We start from the raw sequence: 19,346 nt of genomic DNA on the forward strand, positions 1-19,346 counted from the left end.
GGGCGCCGGGCCGCCCCCCGCGGCCCCCCCCCCCCCCCCCCCCGGGGCCCCCCCCGGGGGGGGGGGCCCCCCGGGGGGGGCCCCCCGGGGGGGGGGGGGGGCCCCCCCCCCGGGGGGGGGGGCCCCCCCCCCGCGCCGTTTCCGCGGCCGGCCGGCGACCGGGGCGAGTGCCCCGGTCAGGGCCGGCGGGTGCCGGTCAGCGTGTCCGGCGGCCCGGCATGAAGGTGAAGACCGCGCCGCCCAGCAGGACGACCGTGCCCGCCACCAGTCCGAGCGCCTTGAGGGCGCCGTGGCTGTCGGAGCCCGTCTCCGCCAGGCCGCCGGACGACGACGTACCGGCGGAACCGGAGCCGGAGCCGGAGGACCCGCCGCCCGAGGCGCCGTTCGCCTGCTCCGAGGTGTCCAGGGTCAGCGAGACCTCGGACTTGGTCGGGGTGCAGGTCGTCGTCGTGCCGAGGGCCATCACCGTCAGCACTCCCGGGGACAGCGTCGAACTACCGGTCGCGCCCGGTTTGTAGGTGCCCTTCAGATCGGGGATCGCGATCGGGTCGCCGGACTTGATGGGCGCGGAGTTCGTCGGACCCTCCACATGCACCGTGCCCTTGTCGGCGCCGCCCAGGACCACCTCCATCGACGGCTTCACGGAATCCGCGGGGATGTCCGCCGGGCTGTCCATCACCGACGCCTTGAACTGCACGGTGAGGTCGAAACTCCCGCCGCTCTTCCTGGCGTTGATCTGGACGGCCGAAGTGGCGTTCTTGTCTCCGATGGGCGTCTTGCACGCGTAGGGGACGGAGACCTCCTTGCCCGTGAAGTCCGTCTGCCCGCCGGAACCGCCGGTGTCGGCGCCCCCGTCGGTCCCGCTGCCGCTGGGCGACGGGGTGGCCGAACCGCTCGGCGACGTCGAGGTCGGGGTGGGAGTGGGCGTGGGAGTCGGGGTCGGCGTGCCGCCCGAACCGCCACCGCTCGTCACCTTGATGGTCGCCGAGGGGTTCACCGCCTCCTTGGGTGTGCACTTGGTGTCGGTGGAGATCGGCTTGCTGACATTGATGTTGTACGCGTCCGGGGTGAGCGTGACATCGCCCGCCGCCGTCAGCTTCAGCCTGCCCGTCATGTCGGACAGCTTCATGTCGCTGTTCTTGGGGATCGCGGGGTTCGTGCGCGGCCCCTCCATCGCGATGTCCGCCGTCTGCGCGCCGCCCGCCTTCAGCGTGCCGGTGGGCTTGACGGTGTTCGCGTCGAGGTCGAGGACGTCGGGGTTCTTCGAGGCGGCCTGGGTGAACTTCCAGGTGATCGTGACCTCGTCGCCCACCTTCGCCTCGGCGGGCGCGGTGATCTCCACCTTCGTGGTGCCCTGCACGGCGGGCAGCCCGGAGATCGCGGGCGGGATGCACTCCGTCTTGTACGACACCTCGGCGGCCTGCGCCGGAACGGCGGCCACCCCCAGCAGGATGCCCGCACCGCCGAGCATCAGCGCGACCCCGGCCGCGCCCGTTCTGCGGCCTTGGGCCGCTACCACTCTCCGTTGCCTGCTCACGTATGCCCCTTCCTCGTCTGCGTCGTCGGACCGTTCTCGTGCGGTGCGGAGAGCTGACCGTTCGCCCCGGTCCCCGGATCGTTGTCCGCGGTGAACCAGGGCAGGGCCGGAACCGGGGAGGCCGGGTCGTCCGCCGGTGCCGGGGAACCGGGGTTCGCCCATGGCATGCGCAGGGTGAGTTCGGACGGCCTCAGCCCCCGGTGCCGGCCCGCCCGCCCGGCCGACCTGCGGGGACGCACCCGGTCCACCACGGCCATGCCGGCGCGGAACACGGCGGCCGGGACGACCACGCAGAGCAGGATCCAGAAGACGGTGACTCCCCAGGGGCGGCCCACGCCCCACGGCTGCTCGGCGAGCACCTTCCCGCCGTACCTGAGCGAGACCGTGTAGTCGCCGTGCGCCCCGGCCGGCAGTTCGACCGGGAGCCGGATCTGCGCCTTGCGGCCGGGCGCGACGGTGCCGCGCCACTGCTGTTCCTCCCACTGCGGGGCGAACACGCCGTGGGAGGTGCCGACCTGGAAGACCGGGTTCTTGACCGGGCCGGTCCCGACGTTGCCGACGGTGAGGACGAGGGTGCGCGAGGGAGGTGAGCCGAACCAGGTCAGCAGACCGCTCGAACCGTCGAGCCGGGGGTCGGTCAGCACCGCGATCCGGCCGCCGCCCTCCTCCTTCGGCAGCGGCTTCACCGTGTGGCCGGCCACCATGAAGATGGCGTCGGCCTCGGCCTTCTCCCCGGTGACGGTGGCGACATGCACCACGCAGGGGCAGGGCTTGGGCGGCTCGGAGACCGGCAGCTTCTTCCTGAAGCCGCCCTTGGCGTCGGTGGTGACGGCCCGGCCGTCGGAGTTGGCGCAGGAGTTGGTGCCGCCGATCACCCCGCGCGCGGGCACGGACTGCCCGCAGATCAGCATCATCAGCAGCGTCCCGGGCCGCCATCCGCTGCCCGTCACGGTGATCGAACCGCCGGTCCCCGCCTCGGACTTGGAGAGCGTGACACCCGGCTTCCCGGCGGCCGACGCCGGCGGCGCCGAGGCCGCCACCGCCCACGGGACCAGGACGAGCGCCAGCACCGCCCCCAGGGCGGCCGTCCGTATCTTGCCGCCCAGGACCCTCACGACACCGCTCCCGTCAACTCGACTTCCGTGCCGCTCTGTTCACCGGACGAGCCGTCCCGCGCCGGGCGCCCGGGACGCCATGGCCGGCGCTCCCCGCCCCGCCCGCGATGCCGTACGACGGACAAGGCGCCCAGCAGCGCCACCAGCGCGGCCGCCGCCCCGGCCACCGGCCCCCACGCCACGAACCGGACCGACGCGGTCGCCGTCGAGCGCACACCGCCCGCCGCCGTCACCGTCAGCCGCACGTCCGCCGCGTCGAGCGCCGGCGGGTCGGTCCACGGCTCGTGGAGCGTGACGCGGCGGCCGGGCGGCAGCTCGACGGGCAGGGCGCGCGGGCCCCGGTCGAGCAGGGTGGCGAAGACCCCGTCGGCGTGCACGGCGAGGCGCGGGGCGAGGACCGTGGTGCCGCGGTTGACCAGCTCGTACGAGATCCGTCCGCCGCCCACGCTGACATGCTCGACGGTCAGCGCCGACAGCGCCGGTCCCGCCACCCGGAGCTGGACCCGGACCGCCGAGACGCGCCCGCCGCCGCTCGCGACGATCGCGCCGGGATGGTCACCGGGCGCCGCCCCGGCCGGGACGCCGATGGTGAACGGCACGTCGGCACGGGTACGCGCCGGCACCCGTACGGACAGCTCCCGCACCGCGGTCCTGCGGCCGTCCGCGTGTCCGGCGAAGGCGATCCACGCGCCCGCGCCCCCCGGCCGTTCGCGGACCGTGGAGCCTCGGCCGGCGGTGCTGTCCGCGGCGGCGCCGCGCAGCCGGACCGTGAGGGGCCGCGCACCCGGGTTGAGCACGGACACCGCGTCCTGAAGGACCGTGCCGGGCGCGCCCTCCGCGTAGACGGAGGGCCGCCCGCCGGCCGTGCCGCCCGCGGCCGGGACGACGGACCAGCCCTCGGCGGCCAGGGCCGTCGGTGCCGCGCTCAGCAGCACCAGGGTCAGGCCCAGCACGCGGGCGGCGGGGAGTGCGTACGGCATGCGGCGGCTCCAGGTCGTGGTGCGGGGCGGTCAGCGGCGTACCGCCTGATGCCTGCGCGTCAGCCACAGCACGCCTGCCGCGCCGGCGAGCAGGACCGTGCCGCCGAGGGTGCCGAGGGCGATCACGGAGTCCTCGGGGCCGGTCTGCGGGAGGGAGTCGCCGGAGCCGGTGCCGCTCTGGGACCCACTGGAACCGGACCCGGAGGAGCCCGAGGTCGACGAGCCCGAACCCCCGGCCGCCGTGACGTCGAGGGTCAGCGAGGGCCCGGGGCTGTTCGAGGGCGTGCAGGTGGTCGTGGTGCCGAGGGCCTTGATGGTGAGGACGCCCGCGGTGAAGGTGACCTTGCCGGACTTCTTCGGCGTGTAGGTTCCGCTCAAGTCATTGATCTTGATGGGGGTGTTGGCCGGGATGGCGGCCGCGTTGGCCGCTCCGCTGACCGCCACCGTGCCGCTGTCCGCGCCACCCACCTTGATGACGGCGCTCGGCGTCATCGCGCCCTTGCCGAGTTCGACCGGGCTGGAGGAGACGCCCTTCTGCCAGGACATGGTGAGCTTGTAGGCGCTGCCGCTCTTGACGCCCTTGATGTCGATGGGCGAGACGGCGCTCTTGTCGCCGATCGGCGTCTTGCACTGGTAGTTGACGTCCACCACGGCGGCCTGGGCTGCGGGGGCGGCCGTCAGCACCGCCGAGCCGGCCAGGGCCGCGGCGAACGCGAGCGCGGCGGTTCGTTTCTGGTACGTCCGGTACGACACGGGCCTGCCCCTCATTCCTGACGGCATCCTTGGCGATTTCCTGACGGAACATCAGATCGGCCGTCAAGGTACGCCCGGGGACTTGTGGAGGGAAGACAAAGTGCGCGCCGGATCCGTGGGGATCCAGCGCGCATCGGGTGCCGCGGGAAGAGGAGTTCGAACCGCGGGTGACCAAGAACGGGAAACCGGCGGGCGGTTCACCGCCGGGCCGGACCGGGCCGACGACGAGCGCCGGGCCGGTGCACCGGGCCACCGGACACGGGCGGCCGGGCCGATGAACCAGGCCGCCACCGCACACGGCGGCCGGGCGGACGGGCTACGCGGGGGCGCCGAGTTCCGCCCACACCGTCTTGCCCGCGACTCCGGGCGTGCGGACGACCCCCCAGTCCAGGCAGAGCCGCTGCACGATGAACATGCCATGGCCGCCGGGGCGCCCGGCGCGGTGCGGGGTGCGCGGGGCGGGCTGGCCCGACCCCCGGTCGGAGACCTCGATGCGCAGCACCTTGTTGTCACAGGAGATCCGGAGTTCGTCCGGGCCCTCGGCGTGCAGGCAGGCGTTCGTGACCAGCTCGGAGACGACCAGCAGGACGTCCTCGGCGGCGGCCCGGCGGTCGGCGCTCGGCGCGGGCAGCCAGCCCCACGCGTACAGCGCCTGCCGGGCGAAGTCGCGGGCGAGCGGCACGACACCGCTCTCACCGTCGAGGCTCAGTCTGCGGGCCTGGCGGCCGACGGACGCGGGGGCCGCGTCGGCCGGGGAGACACTGTCGACGGACGTCCCTCCGGCCGGGGACGCGCTGTCGACGGACGTCGCTCCGTCCGCGGGCGCCACGCTCCGCGCGGGCACGGCGGAAGCGCCGCCGTCGCCCGGCTCCGGGCCGCGGTCGCCCGGCGAGCAGGGCCGGGTGGTGCTCATCAGCGCTTCACCTCACCGATTCACCGGTCACGATTCAAGACTCAGTACGCAGTTTTCAATACGGATGGATCAACGGCTTTCGCCGCTTGTGGATCAACAACTTCCGCCGCACCGGCCGCCGGCCCCTGGACCGCCGACTCATCCAGGATGTCTCCTGCCCGACGGAACCGTCCGAACACCCACTTATTCGGCACGGAACCTGTGACGCGAGTAACGCGCCGGTCACGCAGGGACATCCGGGACGGAGGCAGCACCATGACAGAAGACCCCACGGCTCAGCCGGACAGCGCCGCTTGGAGCGTGTCGTGGACGGTGAAGACTGCTTCCGCCCCCGTGATCTCGAAGACCCGCGCCACCACCGGCTGCATCGCGGCCAGGTGGACCCCGCCACCCGCGGCCTCGGCCTTCAGCCGGGCGCCGAGCAGCACGTTGAGCCCGGTGGAGTCACAGAACTCCAGACGGGAACAGTCGATGATCAGTCGCGCGTACCCCTTTTCGAGGCACCCTTCGAGTGGCTCACGCAACAGATCGGCCGTGTGGTGATCGAGCTCACCCGCGGGAGTCACGACGGCACTCGTGCCCTCTTCCCGTACCTCGACAAGAAGCCGGCCAGACTGTGCGCTGCCGACCGTCCCACGCTCCATGCCGTCTCTCTCCCGAGTGTCGCGACTACTGACGTACGCACTCGAACACTACGCCTTCTCTACGCGACCCGACACCCGAACAACCCCTCGAAAATGGACATTTCGCCGCAAACGACACTTGCGGTGGGTTCAGGAAACCGGGTAGGGCTAGTAGAGACACCTATCCGACCCCGGCCGGCTTTGGAGGCGCCGCACACCGCAGTGCACGTATCGGCATCGGCGGCCATATGCCGAGAACGATGGAGGACACATGTCACCCCGGCTCGACGCATCGCAGACCCTGACGGCGACGTCGACACCTTCTCCGGAATCCCCGGAGCACGTCGACGAAACCGGAACCGACGGAGTCGACGCACTCACCGGACTCACCGGACTTCCGGAGATCCCCCCGTACGACGAGGTGGGGCCGGTGGACGCACGGGCTCTGTCCAAGACGCTCTTCGCGCGGCTGGAGTCCCTCGAAGAGGGCACGCACGACTACGCGTACGTACGCAACACACTCGTCGAACTCAACCTCGCGCTGGTGAAGTTCGCCGCCTCCCGCTTCCGCTCCCGCAGCGAGCCGATGGAGGACATCATCCAGGTCGGCACCATCGGCCTCATCAAGGCGATCGACCGGTTCGAGCTGAGCCGCGGCGTCGAGTTCCCCACCTTCGCGATGCCGACGATCATCGGCGAGATCAAGCGCTTCTTCCGCGACACCTCCTGGTCGGTGCGGGTGCCCCGCAGGCTCCAGGAACTCCGTCTCGACCTGGCCAAGGCCGGCGACGAACTGGCCCAGCGTCTCGACCGCGCGCCGACCGTGAACGAGCTCGCGGAACGGCTCGGCATCAGCCGCGACGAGGTCGTCGAGGGCATGGCCGCGTCGAACGCCTACACGGCCAGTTCGCTGGACGCCCAGCCCGAGGACGACGACTCCGAGGGCGCGCTCGCGGACCGCATCGGCTACGAGGACACCGGACTCGAAGGCATCGAGTACGTGGAGTCCCTCAAGCCGCTGATCGCCGAACTCCCGCAGCGCGACCGGCAGATCCTCTCCCTGCGGTTCGTGGCGAACATGACCCAGTCCGAGATCGGCGACGAACTCGGCATCTCCCAGATGCACGTCTCCCGGCTGCTGTCGCGCACCCTCGTGCGGCTCCGCAAGGGCTTGACCGTCGAGGAGTGACAGGACTTCGCGGCCCACGGCGGCCGCGCGTCAGAGCGGTCCGGCGCCGAGAGCGCCGGACCGCTCCGTATTTCCGGCCGCCCGCCCGGCCGCCCCACCGGCCACCCGCCCGGCCTCCCACCCGGTCTACCGGCGGCACTCCGGTCCGCCCTCCGTCAGGTCCACTCGCCCCGGACCCGGGAGAACGTCTGCGCAGCACAGACAACTGGCCTGCCGCGCGGGGAGGTTGAGAGCGCTCCCACGGAATCGTTGCCCGCCAACTCTTTTCCCGGAGGGCCGATCCCGTCACTATGGGCATCCCAAACTGGCCGGTACGTCAGGACGGGACGAGCACGCACCAGGTGCGGGGAGGCGGACGGACATGGCGCAGGGCGACCCTCCCGGCAGAGACACCGCGGCCGGGGGCGGCCAACCGCCCGCGGGCGCGTCCGACGCGCGGCTGACCGAGCTGCTGCGCGCCGGGACCTCGACCGCGTACGCGGCCCTCCAGGAACTCCGCGCACGCCACCGCGCCTCGGTCCTCGCCTACGCCCGGCTGTGCACCACCGGCGACTCCGGGGCCGGCCAGCTCGCCGCGCAGACCTTCACCCTCGCGGCCCGCGAGACGGCACGCGGCATCGACCCGAACGTCCCCTGGCGGCACCGGCTCCTGCTGCTCACCGGGCAGGTGGCGGCGGCCTCGTGGGCCCGGGACCAGCGGGCCGCGGGCCTCGACCCCGGCCTGCTCCTCGTCCTCAGCACGGCGGGCCCCGGCGGCCCCGTCCCGTCGCTGCTCCCGGCCTTCCAGTCCCTTCCGTCCCGCGCCCAGGGGCTCATCTGGTACGCGGTCGTGGAGCGCGAACCGGCGGAACGGACGGCCGTCATGCTCGGCCTCACGGCCGAGGACGTCACGTACGGCACCGGCCAGGCACTCCAGTCCCTGGGCCAGGCCTGTCTGAAGTACCGGCTGGCCGCCTCGGACGATCCGCGCTGCGGAGACTTCCGCCGGCTGATCGAGGAGTCGGTGCGGCCCGGCAACCCCCGCTCCAGCACCGACCTGCACACCCACATGGCACGCTGCGCGCACTGCTCGGCCGCGTACGAGGAACTGACCGCCCTGCGCGACCATCCGCGCTCCGCCCTCGCCGAGGGCCTGCTGCCGTGGGCGGGCACGGCAGCAGGCCCTCGGCGAGGGCGGAGGCGGGGGCCGCCCCGGCCGGGCCTCCCGCCGCCGTCCGGACATCGGTCCCGCCCTGGCCGCCGTCCCGCCGGGTCGTCCTGACCTCGGCGGCGGCGCTCGGCGTGGCCCTGGCGCCGGTCCTCTTCCTGCTGCTGTCCCCGGGCGGCACGCCGTCCACGGACGCGGCGGGCTCGGTCGCCACGCCCTCGGGCCCGCCCGCGGTGACCGTCACGGCGACGGTCCCGGTCACCCCGTCGGCCCCCACGGCCTCGCCGTCGCCGTCGGCGACGTCCGCGTCGCCCTCGCCGTCCCGCACCCCGGCACCGCCGGGGTCACCGCGCCCGAAACCGACCCCGACCGCCGCCTTCCGCCCGCCGGGCGGCGCCTACGCCCAGGTGGTGAACGTCGCCTCCGGGCTCTGCCTGGACATCCGCGACGGCGACCTGGAGAAGCGCACGGACGTCGTCACCGCGCCCTGCACCTCCTCCTCCACCCAGCGCTGGCGCGTCGACACCGGCAGCGGTTCCCTCCGTTCGGCCGCCGACGACGACTTCTGCCTGGACAGCCGCGGCTCGGTCGACAAGGGCGTGGGCATCTGGGAGTGCTCCTCGCTCGACGGCGACCACGGCGACAACCTCCGCTTCACCGTCGACGGGGACGGGGTGATCCGCCCGGCCGTGGCCATCGAGACGGCGATGACGCCGGACGGCGACGGCGGCCTGGCCCTGGTGCCGCTGAACGGGGGCACTGGCCAGCGCTGGCGCGCGGGCACCACCTGACGGTTCCCTTCGTCCCGGCCCCGTCTCGGTCCGCGTACGGAGGCCGGCCTCGGCCCGCCTCCGCGGGCGCGCTCAGACCTCGCGGACGCCGCGCCGCCAGACGCCGGTGACCAGCGGGACACCCGGACGGTAGGCGAGGTGGACGTGGCTGGGGGCGTCCAGCAGGGTGAGGTCCGCGTAGGCGCCCGGCGCGAGACGGCCGACGTCGTCCCGGCGCAGGGCCCGCGCGCCTCCCGCGGTCGCCGACCACACGGCCTCGTCCGGGGTCATCCGCATGTCCCGTACCGCGAGCGCGATGCAGAAGGGCACGGACGACGTGAAGGACGAGCCCGGGTTGCAGTCCGTGGACAGCGCGACCGTGACACCCGCGTCGATCAGCCTGCGGGCGTTCGGCCACTCGGCGCGGGTGGAGAACTCGGCGCCGGGGAGCAGGGTCGCCACGGTGTCGCCGCTCGCGAGGGCGTCGACGTCCGCGTCGGTCAGATGCGTGCAGTGGTCGGCGCTCGCCGCGTCCAGCTCGACGGCGAGCTGGACACCGGGGCCGTACGAGAGCTGGTTGGCGTGCACGCGCGGGTGCAGGCCCTTGGCCTTGCCGGCCGTGAGGATCGCCCGCGCCTGGTCGCCGTCGAAGGCGCCCTTCTCGCAGAAGACGTCCACCCAGCGGGCGTACGGGGCACAGGCGTCGAGCATCTCGCCGGTCACCAGGGCGACGTAGCCGGCCGGGTCGTCGGCGTAGTCGGGCGGGACGATGTGCGCGCCCAGGTAGGTGACCTCGTCGGTGTGCGTGGCGGCGACGCGCAGCGCGCGGGCCTCGTCCCGGACGGTCAGGCCGTAGCCCGACTTGGTCTCGAAGGTCGTGGTGCCCTGGTGGAGGGCCTCGCGCAGGTACCGCGTGAGGTTGCGCTCCAGTTCCTCGTCGGAGGCGGCGCGGGTGGCGGCGACGGTGGTGCGGATGCCGCCCGCGCTGTACGCGCGTCCGGACATCCGGGCGTTGAACTCCTGGGTGCGGTCGCCGGCGAAGACCAGGTGCGAGTGGGAGTCGACGAAGCCGGGGATCACCGCGCGACCGCCGGCGTCGACCCGGTTGTCAGTGGCGGGTGCTTTGCTTGATTCACCGGTCCACGCGACGCGGTCGCCGTCGATGACGAGCGCCGCGTCCTGGATCAGACCGAGGGGAGAACCGTCGCCGAGGGAGGGATCGTTGGTGACCAGACTGGCGATGTTGGTGATGACGGTCGTGCTGCTCATGGCGTCCTCAGGGGTGGCGGGACTGCTGGTGGGGGGCGTCGGGAGGGCGGTTTCTCCCGCCCTCCCGGGAGTCAGGAGCGCAGCGCCTGGACGGCGTTCGCGAGCGCTGCCGGCACATCCGGTACGAGCGTGTGCGCGCCGTCGCGCACGACGTGCCGGCCCGCCACGACCGTGTGCCGGACATCGGCGCCCGTGGCCGCGAATACGGCTGTCTCCGCGCCGAGGCGTGGCACCGGTCCCGCTGTTCTGACCGTGTCGAGGGCGATCGTCGTGAAGTCGGCGAGCGCGCCCGTCTCGATGGTGCCCGCGTCGTCCCAGCCGAGGGCCGCGTGGCCGTCGGCGGAGGCGGCGCGCAGCAGGGCGGCGGCCGTCCAGTGACCGCGGGTGCGGGTGCGCAGCCGCTCGTTCAGCTCCATCGCGCGGGCCTCTTCGAGGAGGTCGATGACGGCGTGGCTGTCGGAGCCGAGCGACAGGGGTGAGCCCGCGCGCTGGAGGGCGACGGCGGGGCCGATGCCGTCGGCGAGGTCGCGCTCGGTGGTCGGGCACATGCAGGTGCCGGTGCCGGAGCCGCCGATGAGGGCGATGTCCTCGTCGGTGAGGTGCGTGTTGTGGACGCCGGTGGTGCGCGGTCCGAGGACGCCGTGGTCGGCGAGCAGACGGGTGGGTGTGCGGCCGTGGGCGGCGAGGCAGGCCTCGTTCTCCGCCGTCTGCTCGGACAGGTGCACATGGAGCGGGGCGCGCCGCTCCTCGGCCCAGCGCGCGACGGTGGCGAGCTGTCCGGCGGGCACGGCCCGTACGGAGTGGATCGCCGCCCCGATCCGTGCGTGATCCCGGTCCTTGAGAAGTGAAGAGCGTTCCGCCCAGGCGTCGGCGGTGCCGTCGGAGAAGCGCCGCTGGTGCGGGTTGGGCGGCTGTCCGAAGCCGGAGGAGAGGTAGGCCGTGTCGAGCAGGGTGACGCGGATCCCGGCGTCGGCGGCGGCGGCGATGAGTGCCTCGCCCATGGCGTTGGGGTCGGTGTAGGGGGTGCCGTCGTGGGCGTGGTGCACGTAGTGGAATTCACCGACGGCGGTGACTCCGGCGAGCGCCATCTCCGCGTACACCGCGCGGGCCAGCGCGTGGTAGGTCTCCGGGGTCAGCCGGTCAGCGAAGGAGTACATGATCTCGCGCCAGGTCCAGAAGGTGCCGGAGCCGACCTGGACGGTGCCGCGCAGGGCGCGGTGGAAGGCGTGCGAGTGGGCGTTGGCGAGGCCGGGGAGGGTGAGTCCGCGCAGGATCTCGGCTCCCGGAGGCGGGGTGTCGACGCCGGTGCGGACGTCGGTGACACGGCCGTCGGCACCGGCCGCGGAGCCGCCGCCCGACACGGTCACGGCGACGCCCGGCTCGACGTGGGTGTCGAGCCAGGCGTGCTCCAGCCAGTACGTCTGTGTCACCTGCAGGCCAGCCCTTCGAGTACGTCGGCGAGTGCGGTCACCCCGGCCACGCAGTCGTCCTCGGCGGCGAACTCGGCCGGGGAGTGCGAGACACCCGTGGGGTTGCGTACGAACAGCATGGCGGTCGGGACGGTGCCGGAGAGGATTCCGGCGTCGTGTCCGGCACCCGTTCCCAGGACGGGGACGCTCAGGACGGCGTCCCGCTCCTTGCCCAGGATGCGGGCGAGTTCGTCGCGCAGCGCGTGCTCGAACTCGACGACGGGGGTGAACGACTCGCGGATCACGTCGAGTTCGACGCCCTGGGCGTCGGCGTACTCGCGGGCCGCCTTCTCGACGCCGCCGACGACCGTGTCGAGGGTCGCCTGGTCGGCGGCGCGGGAGTCGAGCCAGCCGCGCACGAGGGAGGGGATGGCGTTCACGCCGTTCGGCTCGACGGCGATCTTGCCGAAGGTGGCGACGGCGCCCGCGAGACGGGCCTCGCGGCGGGCGGCGAGGACGGTCTCGGCGTACGGCAGCATCGGGTCGTGGCGGTCCACGAGCCGGGTCGTGCCGGCGTGGTTGGCCTCGCCCCGGAAGTCGAAGCGCCAGCGGCCGTGCGGCCAGATGGCGCTGGCGATGCCGACCTGGTCGCCGCCGATGTCGAGGGCGCGGCCCTGCTCGACGTGCAGTTCGACGAAGGCGCCGATCCGGCCGAGCCGTTCGGGGTCGGGGCCGATGGCGCCGGGGTCGTACCCGGCGCGCTCCATGGCCTGCGGCAGGGTGATGCCGTCGGCGTCGGTGAGCCGGTGCGCCTGCTCGACGGTGAGCTGTCCGGCGGCCAGCCGGGAGCCGACGCAGGCGAGGCCGAAGCGGGCGCCTTCCTCGTCGCCGAAGTTGACGATGGCGAGGGGCTTGGTGAACCGGACGCCGCGGGCGCGGAGTTCGTCGAGCGCGGCGAAGGAGGAGACGACGCCGAGGGGGCCGTCGAAGGCGCCGCCGTCGGGCACGGAGTCCAGGTGGGACCCGGTGACCACGGCGTCCCCTTCGGCGGGGTCGCCGAGCCAGGCCCACTGGTTGCCGTTGCGGTCGAGCTCGTAGGTGAGCCCGCGGGACTCGGCCTGCTGCCGGAACCAGGCGCGGCAGTCGGTGTCGGCGCCGCTCCAGGCGAACCGGCGGTAGCCGCCGGAGGCGGAGCTGCGGCCGATCGGCAGCAGCTCCGCCCACATGCTGTGGAAGGTCACGCGGTGCCGTCCTCGTCGCCCTCGCGCATCGGGATGCGCACACCGCGCTCGTCGGCGACGGTCTCGGCGATGTCGTAGCCGGCGTCGACGTGCCGGATGACGCCCATGCCGGGGTCGTTCGTCAGGACGCGGCGGATCTTCTCGCCGGCGAGCTTGGTGCCGTCGGCGACGGAGACCTGGCCCGCGTGGATGGAGCGGCCCATGCCGACGCCGCCGCCGTGGTGGATGGAGACCCAGGACGCGCCGGAGGCGACGTTCACCATGGCGTTCAGGAGCGGCCAGTCGGCGATCGCGTCGGAGCCGTCGAGCATGGCCTCGGTCTCGCGGTACGGGGAGGCGACGGAGCCGCAGTCGAGGTGGTCACGGCCGATGGCGAGGGGGGCGGCGAGTTCGCCGGAGGCCACCATGTCGTTGAAGCGCTCACCGGCCTTGTCGCGCTCGCCGTAGCCGAGCCAGCAGATTCGGGCGGGCAGGCCCTGGAAGTGGACGCGCTCACCGGCCAGCTTGATCCAGCGGTGCAGCGACTCGTTCTCCGGGAAGAGGTCGAGGATCGCCTTGTCCGTCTTGTGGATGTCGGAGGCCTCGCCGGACAGGGCGGCCCAGCGGAAGGGGCCCTTGCCCTCGGAGAAGAGCGGGCGGATGTAGGCGGGGACAAAGCCGGGGAAGGCGAAGGCGCGGTCGTACCCGGCGAGCTGGGCCTCGCCGCGGATGGAGTTGCCGTAGTCGAAGACCTCGGCACCGGCGTCCATGAAGCCGACCATGGCCTCGACGTGCTGGGCCATGGACTCGCGGGCGCGGGTGGTGAAGCCCGCCGGGTCCTTGGCGGCCGCGTCGGCCATGTCGTCGAAGTCGACGCCGACGGGGAGGTAGGCGAGCGGGTCGTGGGCCGAGGTCTGGTCGGTCACGATGTCGATGGGCGCGCCCTCGGCGAGCATGCGGGGCAACAGCTCCGCCGCGTTGCCGAGCAGGCCGATGGAGAGCGGCTTGCGCTGGTCGCGGGCCTCGACGGCGAGCTGGAGGGCGTGCTCCAGGGAGTCGGCCCTCACGTCCAGGTAGCGGTGCTCGATGCGGCGCTCGATGGCGCGCGGGTCGACGTCGATACAGATCGCGACGCCGTCGTTCATCGTCACGGCGAGCGGCTGGGCGCCACCCATGCCGCCGAGACCGGCGGTCAGCGTGATGGTGCCGGCGAGGGTGCCGTTGAACTTCTTCGCGGCGACGGCGGAGAAGGTCTCGTAGGTGCCCTGGAGGATGCCCTGGGTGCCGATGTAGATCCAGGAACCGGCGGTCATCTGGCCGTACATGGTCAGGCCGAGCTGCTCCAGGCGCCGGAACTCCTCCCAGTTGGCCCAGTCGCCGACCAGGTTGGAGTTGGCGATGAGGACGCGCGGGGCCCACTCGTGGGTCTGCATGACGCCGACGGGGCGGCCGGACTGGACGAGCATCGTCTCGTCCTGCTTGAGCGTGCGCAGTGTGCGGACCATGGCGTCGAAGGAGCGCCAGTCGCGGGCGGCCTTGCCGGTGCCGCCGTAGACGACGAGCTTGTCGGGGTGCTCGGCGACCTCGGGGTCGAGGTTGTTCTGCAGCATCCGCAGGGCGGCTTCCTGCTGCCATCCCAGGGCGCTCAGTTCCGTACCGCGCGGCGCTCGGACGGGGCGGGGTCCTGACATGGTCTGCCTCCCAGCGGACTGTTGCTATAGATATTCACATCCTGGCCTTTTGAATAGAGCTAGTCAATAGGTGCGTGGCCCCGCACGCCCCCCTCTCGGATGTTTGGCTGGGACGCATGGGCGCAGACATGGACAGGGCAGGGGACCGGGCTGGCGACGACGGGACGAATGGGGCTGCGATGTCTTGGGCGGAGACTTCGGACGCGGCGCGGGTCTCGCGGCGGGACGACGCCGTGCGGGCCGCCGTCGAGCAGGGGCTCCTCACTCCCGGCCGTCCCATCGTCGCGCTCCTCGACGTCCCCGGCATCCGGGCCTCGGCCGCCGCGCTGCACGCCGCCTTCGACGCCGTGACCGCTCCCGGCACTCCGGTGCTGCACACCTTCGCGGTGAAGGCGACGCCGCTCGTGCCCGTGCTGCGACTGCTGCGCGAGCAGGGCATCGGCGCGGAGGTGGCGAGCCCCGGGGAACTCGCGCTCGCCACGGCGGCCGGGATCCCGGCCGGGCGGACCGTGCTCGACTCGCCGGCCAAGACGCCCGCCGACCTGCGCGAGGCGCTGGCGCTGGGTGTCGCGGTCAACGCGGACAGCCCGCAGGAGCTGGACCGCATCGACGCCGCCGTCCGCTCGGCCGCCACCGGATCCCCTCTCGGAATCCGGGTGAACCCGCAGGTCGGCGGGGGTTCGATCGAGGCATTGTCCACCGCGACGGCGACCTCCAAGTTCGGGGTCGCGCTGCGGGACGAGGGGGCGCGCGCGTGGATCCTGCGGGCCTACGCCGACCGGCCCTGGCTGACCCGGCTGCACGCGCACTCGGGTTCGCAGGGCATGCCGCTCCCGCTGATGGCGCGGGGCGTGGCGGAGACGTACGCGCTGGCCGAGGAGATCAACCGGCACGTCGGGCGACGGCAGGTCGACACGATCGACATCGGCGGCGGGCTGCCCGTCGACTTCACCTCCGACGCCACCACACCGACGTACGCGCGGTACGCGCGGCTGCTCGCGCAGGGGACACCGGGACTCTTCGACGGGCGGTACGGGCTGGTCACCGAGTTCGGGCGGTCGCTGCTGGCCAAGCACGGGACGGTGCTGGCCCGGGTCGAGTACACGAAGTCCGCCGGGGGCCGGGCGATCGCGGTCACCCACGCCGGGGTGCAGGTGGCGACCCGCACGGTGTACGCGCCCGGGTCGTGGCCGCTGCGGATCGCCGCGTACGACGCGAAGGGCCGCCCCAAGACGGGGCCGGACGTCGTCCAGGACGTCGCGGGCCCGGCCTGCTTCGCGGGCGACCTGCTCGCCGAGGGGCGCCCGCTGCCGCTGCTCGAACAGGGCGACCACGTGGCCGCGCTGGACACGGGCGCGTACTACTTCGCCCACCACTACGCCTACAACTCCCTGGCCCGTCCCGGCGTCTACGGCTTCACACCGGCCGGGGGCGACGCGGGAGGCGTTCGCTTCGCGGTCGTGCGGGAGCCTCAGACCCTCGACGAGATCGTCGCGGAGTCGGGCGGCGCACACCCCCGCTCCCTCACCGGCCTGTAGCCAGATCGGCACCGCACCGACCAACACCGCACCGCACCGACCGGCACCGCGCCGACCGGCGGACACCGGGGCGCACGGAGAGCGGCGGGCGCCCATGCGCACCCATGTGCACCCCTGCCCCGCCGCTCCAAGGCAGCACAAACGGACCACAGGTGGTTTGAGCGCGCCTGAGAATGTGGTCAGTTGACCCACCTTAGTCAGCTCGGGCATTTTCCACAGGAAAATGCCGGATCACTCCCTTCCCGTGCACACAGTGCGTAACTTCGGCGTCACTCGGCCGAACCCTTTGGCGGGAGGGAGACACGGTGCCCGGTATCGACGAGTGCCTGCTGGAGGCCATGACACTGCCCGGTGCGCGCGGCGCCTCGGTGGTCGACTGGACCAGCGGCCTGGCTCTGGGCACGGTCGGTGACGCTCCGGGCGACGACCACGAGACGACCGCGGCGGAGGCCGCCGAGCTGGCCCGGCTCGCCGCGGAGAACCGCTCGTTCGCCCCCAAGGGCGGTTCCGACTGGTCCGAGTGGTCCGACCAGGAGACCCCCATCGAAGACCTGATCATCAGCAACCGCGACAGCTATCACGTCCTGCGATTCGTCCGGACCGCCTTCGACAGCAGCGTGTTCCTCCATCTGTGGCTGGCCCGCTCCGACGGCAACCTCGCTCTGGCACGCATCCGGCTGGGCGAGATGGCCGGACGGCTGGTGCTCGTATGACCACGGTCAGGACCCCTCCCCCGCCCCGGCTCCCCATACGGGACCCCGCACCCGGCGCCCCCGGCGGCGCCTCACCGATGCTCAGCCGGCTCGCCGACGAACGGGCCACCGGCGTCCTCATCCGCGAGCGCGGCACCCTCTACCTCGCCGACGGCGAGGTGGTGCACGCCGAGAGCCCGGCCACACCCGGGCTCGACGTCCTGTTCTCCGTCCACGGCGTCCTGGCCCCCGAGGTGTGGCAGGAGGCCGTCGCCGCGGCCGGGGCGCGCCGCCAGGTCGGCCGGTTCCTTATCGACAGCGGGCGGATCGCGGAGGGCGCGCTGGAGCTGTGCCACCTCGGCTCGCTGTACGACGCCGCGTACTTCGTGCTCGGTCCGAGCAGCACCCCGAGCCGCTTCCGGTACGGCGCCGCGCACTGGTTCGGCCCGCTCCGCCCGGTCCCGGTCGCCGCGCTGGAGCGCGAGACGGTGCGCCGGCGTGAACTCCTGCACCGGATCTGGCCCGACCCGGCGACCGACACCGCGCCGCTGCGGCGCGCCCTGCTCGCCGCGGGGCCGACGGTGCCGATCCGGCAGGAGGCCGTCCTCGGCCTGGTGGACGGCGTCCGCACGGCGGCGGACGTGTCCCTCGCGCTGGGGCGGCCCGCCTTTCACACGCTCGTCGACCTGCGCCGGCTCGCCGCAGCCGGACTCGTGACGGCCGCGCCCGAACCGCAGCCGCTTCCCCCGCCCAGCGTGCTCACCCAGACCTCCACCGATCCCGACGTCGCGTTGCTGCGGCGACTCAGAGTCGCGCTGGAGGCCTTGTGAGTCCCAACCCCGGGGGAGGCCTTGTGATCCGCGCGCTACGACAGCGTGCCGAGAGGAGACTGCTGATGGCGGCGGAGGCCGAAGTCCTGGACGAGCTCCATCGGCTGAGGGCCCGGGTGCCCCAGCTGACCGGAGCGCTCGCGGCCAGCGCCGACGGTCTCGTCCTCGCCCACGACACACCCGGCGTGGAGCCGGACGGCCTGGCCGCGCTCACCGCGGCCGCCCTGGGGGTCGCCATCCGCATGGCCGATTCCACCGGACACGGCGACCTGCGCGAGCTGCTGGTGCGCGGCGTGCACGGCTATGTCGCGACGTACGCGGCGGGCGGCTCCGCCGTGCTGACCCTGCTCGCCCAGGACCGGGTCAACGTCGGCCGGCTGCACCTGGAGGGGCGGCGCTCCGGCACCCGGATCGGCGAACTCGTCGACGCCGCCACGGCGCGCGGCGAGCCGGCCGCCGAACCGGCCAGGACCTCCGCCAAGACCCCGCTGCGCACGCGCACCCCCCGCGGCACCACTCCGCGGTCCACATCCACTCCTGCCACCAACCACCCGAGAACATCAGAGAGCTGAAGGAGCACCCCATCATGACGAACACCGAGACCGCCCTCAAAGAGGCTCTGGCGTCCATCGAGGGCGCGACCGGTGCCGCCCTCGTCGACTACACGAGCGGAATGGCGCTGGGCACCATCGGCGGCAGCAAGAGCTTCGACCTCACGGTCGCGGCCGCCGGCAACACCGACGTCGTCCGCGCGAAACTGCGCACGATGGAACACCTGGGCCTGAAGGGCGACATCGAGGACATCCTGATCACGCTTTCCGACCAGTACCACCTGATCCGGCTGATGAAGGGGCGAGGCGGCAACGGCCTCTTCCTGTACCTGGTGCTCGACCAGAAGCGCGCCAACCTGGCGATGGCCCGGCACCAGTTGAAGCGGATCGAGTCCGATCTGGAGATCTAGTTCCACGCACCGGGTCCGGTTCCGTTCCGGTCAGTGACGCCGCGCCCCACCGGGCGCGGCGTCACCCGCCGCCACTCCGGTGGCCCGGACGGCCCGGACCGACTTGCCCAAGGGGGCACCGGCGCGCGGACCGAGCCAGTCGACACGCACCCAGATCAGCGCCTGCTCGGCGTGCTCCAGGCGACCGAGCCGGGCGGCCTTCAGCCACAGTCCGACGCCCGCGCCGGCGAGCAGCATGCCGCCCGCGGCGGGCACGGCGAACGAACTGGCCAGCGCGGCGGCGAAGGCGAGCAGCAGCCACCAGCGGTGGCCCCGGCGCCAGTTGCGCAGGGTCACGGCACGGTCCTGGAGCACATCGTGCTTCCCGGCGCGGGCGGCCGAACGGACCAGGGCGTCGTAACGCTTCCGGCGCCAGTACGCCACCACGGCCGCCGTGACGAGAAACAGCGCGGCCCCCGCCAGGACGCCGATCCTGCGCCCGGTCAGCCCGGGGAGCAGCACTCCGACTCCGGCGGCCAGCACCCCGTACCACCACAGTGGTACGGCTCCCGCCCGCACCACGACAGCCACCCGGGCCAGTCCCTGTCCTCCGCGCGCCACGATCCGCCTCCCGTCTCAGCGCCCGCACGGGCACGCCGCCGACGGCCGTCGCGCCCGTATGTCTTTGGGCGGGCAGATTAGCCACGGAAGGTGAGACGCGTCTGAGAAA

General features: G+C 73.2%; 19 protein-coding genes. 8 read left to right on the forward strand and 11 right to left on the reverse strand.

Features of this window, described 5'->3' with window-relative positions; genetic code table 11:
• Positions 1–196 precede the first annotated feature (196 nt).
• The 6 genes from ACF07B_RS14685 to ACF07B_RS14710 form a co-directional block, all read right to left on the reverse strand.
• Positions 197–1,471 (reverse strand): hypothetical protein, encoded by a 1,275-nt coding sequence (locus tag ACF07B_RS14685; RefSeq protein ID WP_392179524.1) that lies wholly within the window; start codon positions 1,469–1,471, stop codon positions 197–199.
• A gap of 62 nt (positions 1,472–1,533) precedes the next feature.
• A complete protein-coding gene (locus ACF07B_RS14690; protein WP_392179525.1) occupies positions 1,534–2,643 on the reverse strand; it encodes a hypothetical protein in 1,110 nt (369 codons plus the stop codon).
• A gap of 5 nt (positions 2,644–2,648) precedes the next feature.
• A complete protein-coding gene (locus tag ACF07B_RS14695; protein WP_392179236.1) occupies positions 2,649–3,632 on the reverse strand; it encodes a hypothetical protein in 984 nt (327 codons plus the stop codon).
• Between the two features lie 30 nt (positions 3,633–3,662).
• Entirely contained in the window at positions 3,663–4,400 is a 738-nt protein-coding gene (locus ACF07B_RS14700) for an LPXTG cell wall anchor domain-containing protein (protein ID WP_362405090.1), read from the reverse strand.
• Between the two features lie 301 nt (positions 4,401–4,701).
• Positions 4,702–5,298: an ATP-binding protein gene (locus ACF07B_RS14705; RefSeq protein ID WP_369483752.1), complete on the reverse strand. Its 597-nt coding sequence runs from the start codon at positions 5,296–5,298 to the stop codon at positions 4,702–4,704.
• Positions 5,299–5,573: 275 nt separating this feature from the next.
• The gene (locus tag ACF07B_RS14710; protein WP_369483753.1) at positions 5,574–5,942 is read right to left on the reverse strand and encodes an STAS domain-containing protein; all 369 of its coding nucleotides are present in this window, start codon (positions 5,940–5,942) and stop codon (positions 5,574–5,576) included.
• 250 nt (positions 5,943–6,192) lie between these two features.
• Between ACF07B_RS14710 and ACF07B_RS14715 the strand changes: the two genes are divergently transcribed.
• The 3 genes from ACF07B_RS14715 (at position 6,193) to ACF07B_RS14725 (ending at position 9,048) form a co-directional block, all read left to right on the forward strand.
• Positions 6,193–7,110: an RNA polymerase sigma factor SigF gene (locus ACF07B_RS14715; protein ID WP_392179237.1), complete on the forward strand. Its 918-nt coding sequence runs from the start codon at positions 6,193–6,195 to the stop codon at positions 7,108–7,110.
• 361 nt (positions 7,111–7,471) lie between these two features.
• Positions 7,472–8,371 carry a hypothetical protein gene (locus ACF07B_RS14720; RefSeq protein WP_392179238.1) on the forward strand — a complete coding sequence of 300 codons (900 nt, stop codon included), beginning with the start codon at positions 7,472–7,474 and terminating at the stop codon, positions 8,369–8,371.
• 20 nt (positions 8,372–8,391) lie between these two features.
• The gene (locus ACF07B_RS14725; protein WP_392179239.1) at positions 8,392–9,048 is read left to right on the forward strand and encodes a ricin-type beta-trefoil lectin domain protein; all 657 of its coding nucleotides are present in this window, start codon (positions 8,392–8,394) and stop codon (positions 9,046–9,048) included.
• Between the two features lie 72 nt (positions 9,049–9,120).
• On the opposite strand, the gene hutI is transcribed toward ACF07B_RS14725, so the two are convergent.
• The 4 genes from hutI to hutU all read right to left on the reverse strand — a co-directional run bounded on the left by hutI (position 9,121) and on the right by hutU (position 14,616).
• Positions 9,121–10,296 (reverse strand): imidazolonepropionase, encoded by a 1,176-nt coding sequence (gene hutI, locus ACF07B_RS14730; RefSeq protein WP_392179240.1) that lies wholly within the window; start codon positions 10,294–10,296, stop codon positions 9,121–9,123.
• A 71-nt stretch (positions 10,297–10,367) separates the two neighbouring features.
• Positions 10,368–11,726 carry a formimidoylglutamate deiminase gene (locus tag ACF07B_RS14735; RefSeq protein WP_392179241.1) on the reverse strand — a complete coding sequence of 453 codons (1,359 nt, stop codon included), beginning with the start codon at positions 11,724–11,726 and terminating at the stop codon, positions 10,368–10,370.
• Positions 11,723–12,946, reverse strand: coding sequence for an allantoate amidohydrolase (locus ACF07B_RS14740; RefSeq protein WP_369483758.1), 1,224 nt, complete (start codon positions 12,944–12,946; stop codon positions 11,723–11,725). Before ACF07B_RS14740 ends, ACF07B_RS14735 begins: the two co-directional genes overlap by 4 nt.
• Positions 12,943–14,616: a urocanate hydratase gene (gene hutU / locus ACF07B_RS14745; RefSeq protein ID WP_384240113.1), complete on the reverse strand. Its 1,674-nt coding sequence runs from the start codon at positions 14,614–14,616 to the stop codon at positions 12,943–12,945. Before hutU ends, ACF07B_RS14740 begins: the two co-directional genes overlap by 4 nt.
• Before the next feature lie 179 nt (positions 14,617–14,795).
• Here hutU and ACF07B_RS14750 point away from each other — a divergent pair, with 179 nt between their 5' ends.
• The 5 genes from ACF07B_RS14750 (at position 14,796) to ACF07B_RS14770 (ending at position 18,637) form a co-directional block, all read left to right on the forward strand.
• On the forward strand, positions 14,796–16,154 hold the full coding sequence (locus tag ACF07B_RS14750; RefSeq protein ID WP_392179242.1) for a diaminopimelate decarboxylase: 1,359 nt from the start codon (positions 14,796–14,798) through the stop codon (positions 16,152–16,154).
• A 305-nt stretch (positions 16,155–16,459) separates the two neighbouring features.
• Positions 16,460–16,867 (forward strand): hypothetical protein, encoded by a 408-nt coding sequence (locus tag ACF07B_RS14755; RefSeq protein ID WP_037628227.1) that lies wholly within the window; start codon positions 16,460–16,462, stop codon positions 16,865–16,867.
• On the forward strand, positions 16,864–17,676 hold the full coding sequence (locus ACF07B_RS14760; protein ID WP_369483761.1) for a transcriptional regulator: 813 nt from the start codon (positions 16,864–16,866) through the stop codon (positions 17,674–17,676). The genes ACF07B_RS14755 and ACF07B_RS14760 overlap by 4 nt, the downstream gene beginning before the upstream one ends.
• Positions 17,677–17,741: 65 nt before the next feature.
• Complete coding sequence (locus ACF07B_RS14765; protein WP_369483762.1) at positions 17,742–18,248, forward strand: roadblock/LC7 domain-containing protein; 507 nt, start codon at positions 17,742–17,744, stop codon at positions 18,246–18,248.
• A gap of 14 nt (positions 18,249–18,262) precedes the next feature.
• Positions 18,263–18,637, forward strand: a complete 375-nt coding sequence (locus tag ACF07B_RS14770; protein WP_328669496.1) for a hypothetical protein — start codon at positions 18,263–18,265, stop codon at positions 18,635–18,637.
• Between the two features lie 30 nt (positions 18,638–18,667).
• Here the strand turns inward: ACF07B_RS14770 and ACF07B_RS14775 are convergent, their stop codons facing one another.
• Positions 18,668–19,237, reverse strand: a complete 570-nt coding sequence (locus ACF07B_RS14775) for a hypothetical protein (RefSeq protein ID WP_392179243.1) — start codon at positions 19,235–19,237, stop codon at positions 18,668–18,670.
• Positions 19,238–19,346: the final 109 nt, after the last annotated feature.

The organism is Streptomyces sp. NPDC015532 (assembly GCF_043078065.1).
In the GTDB taxonomy this organism is placed as follows: Bacteria; Actinomycetota; Actinomycetes; order Streptomycetales; family Streptomycetaceae; genus Streptomyces.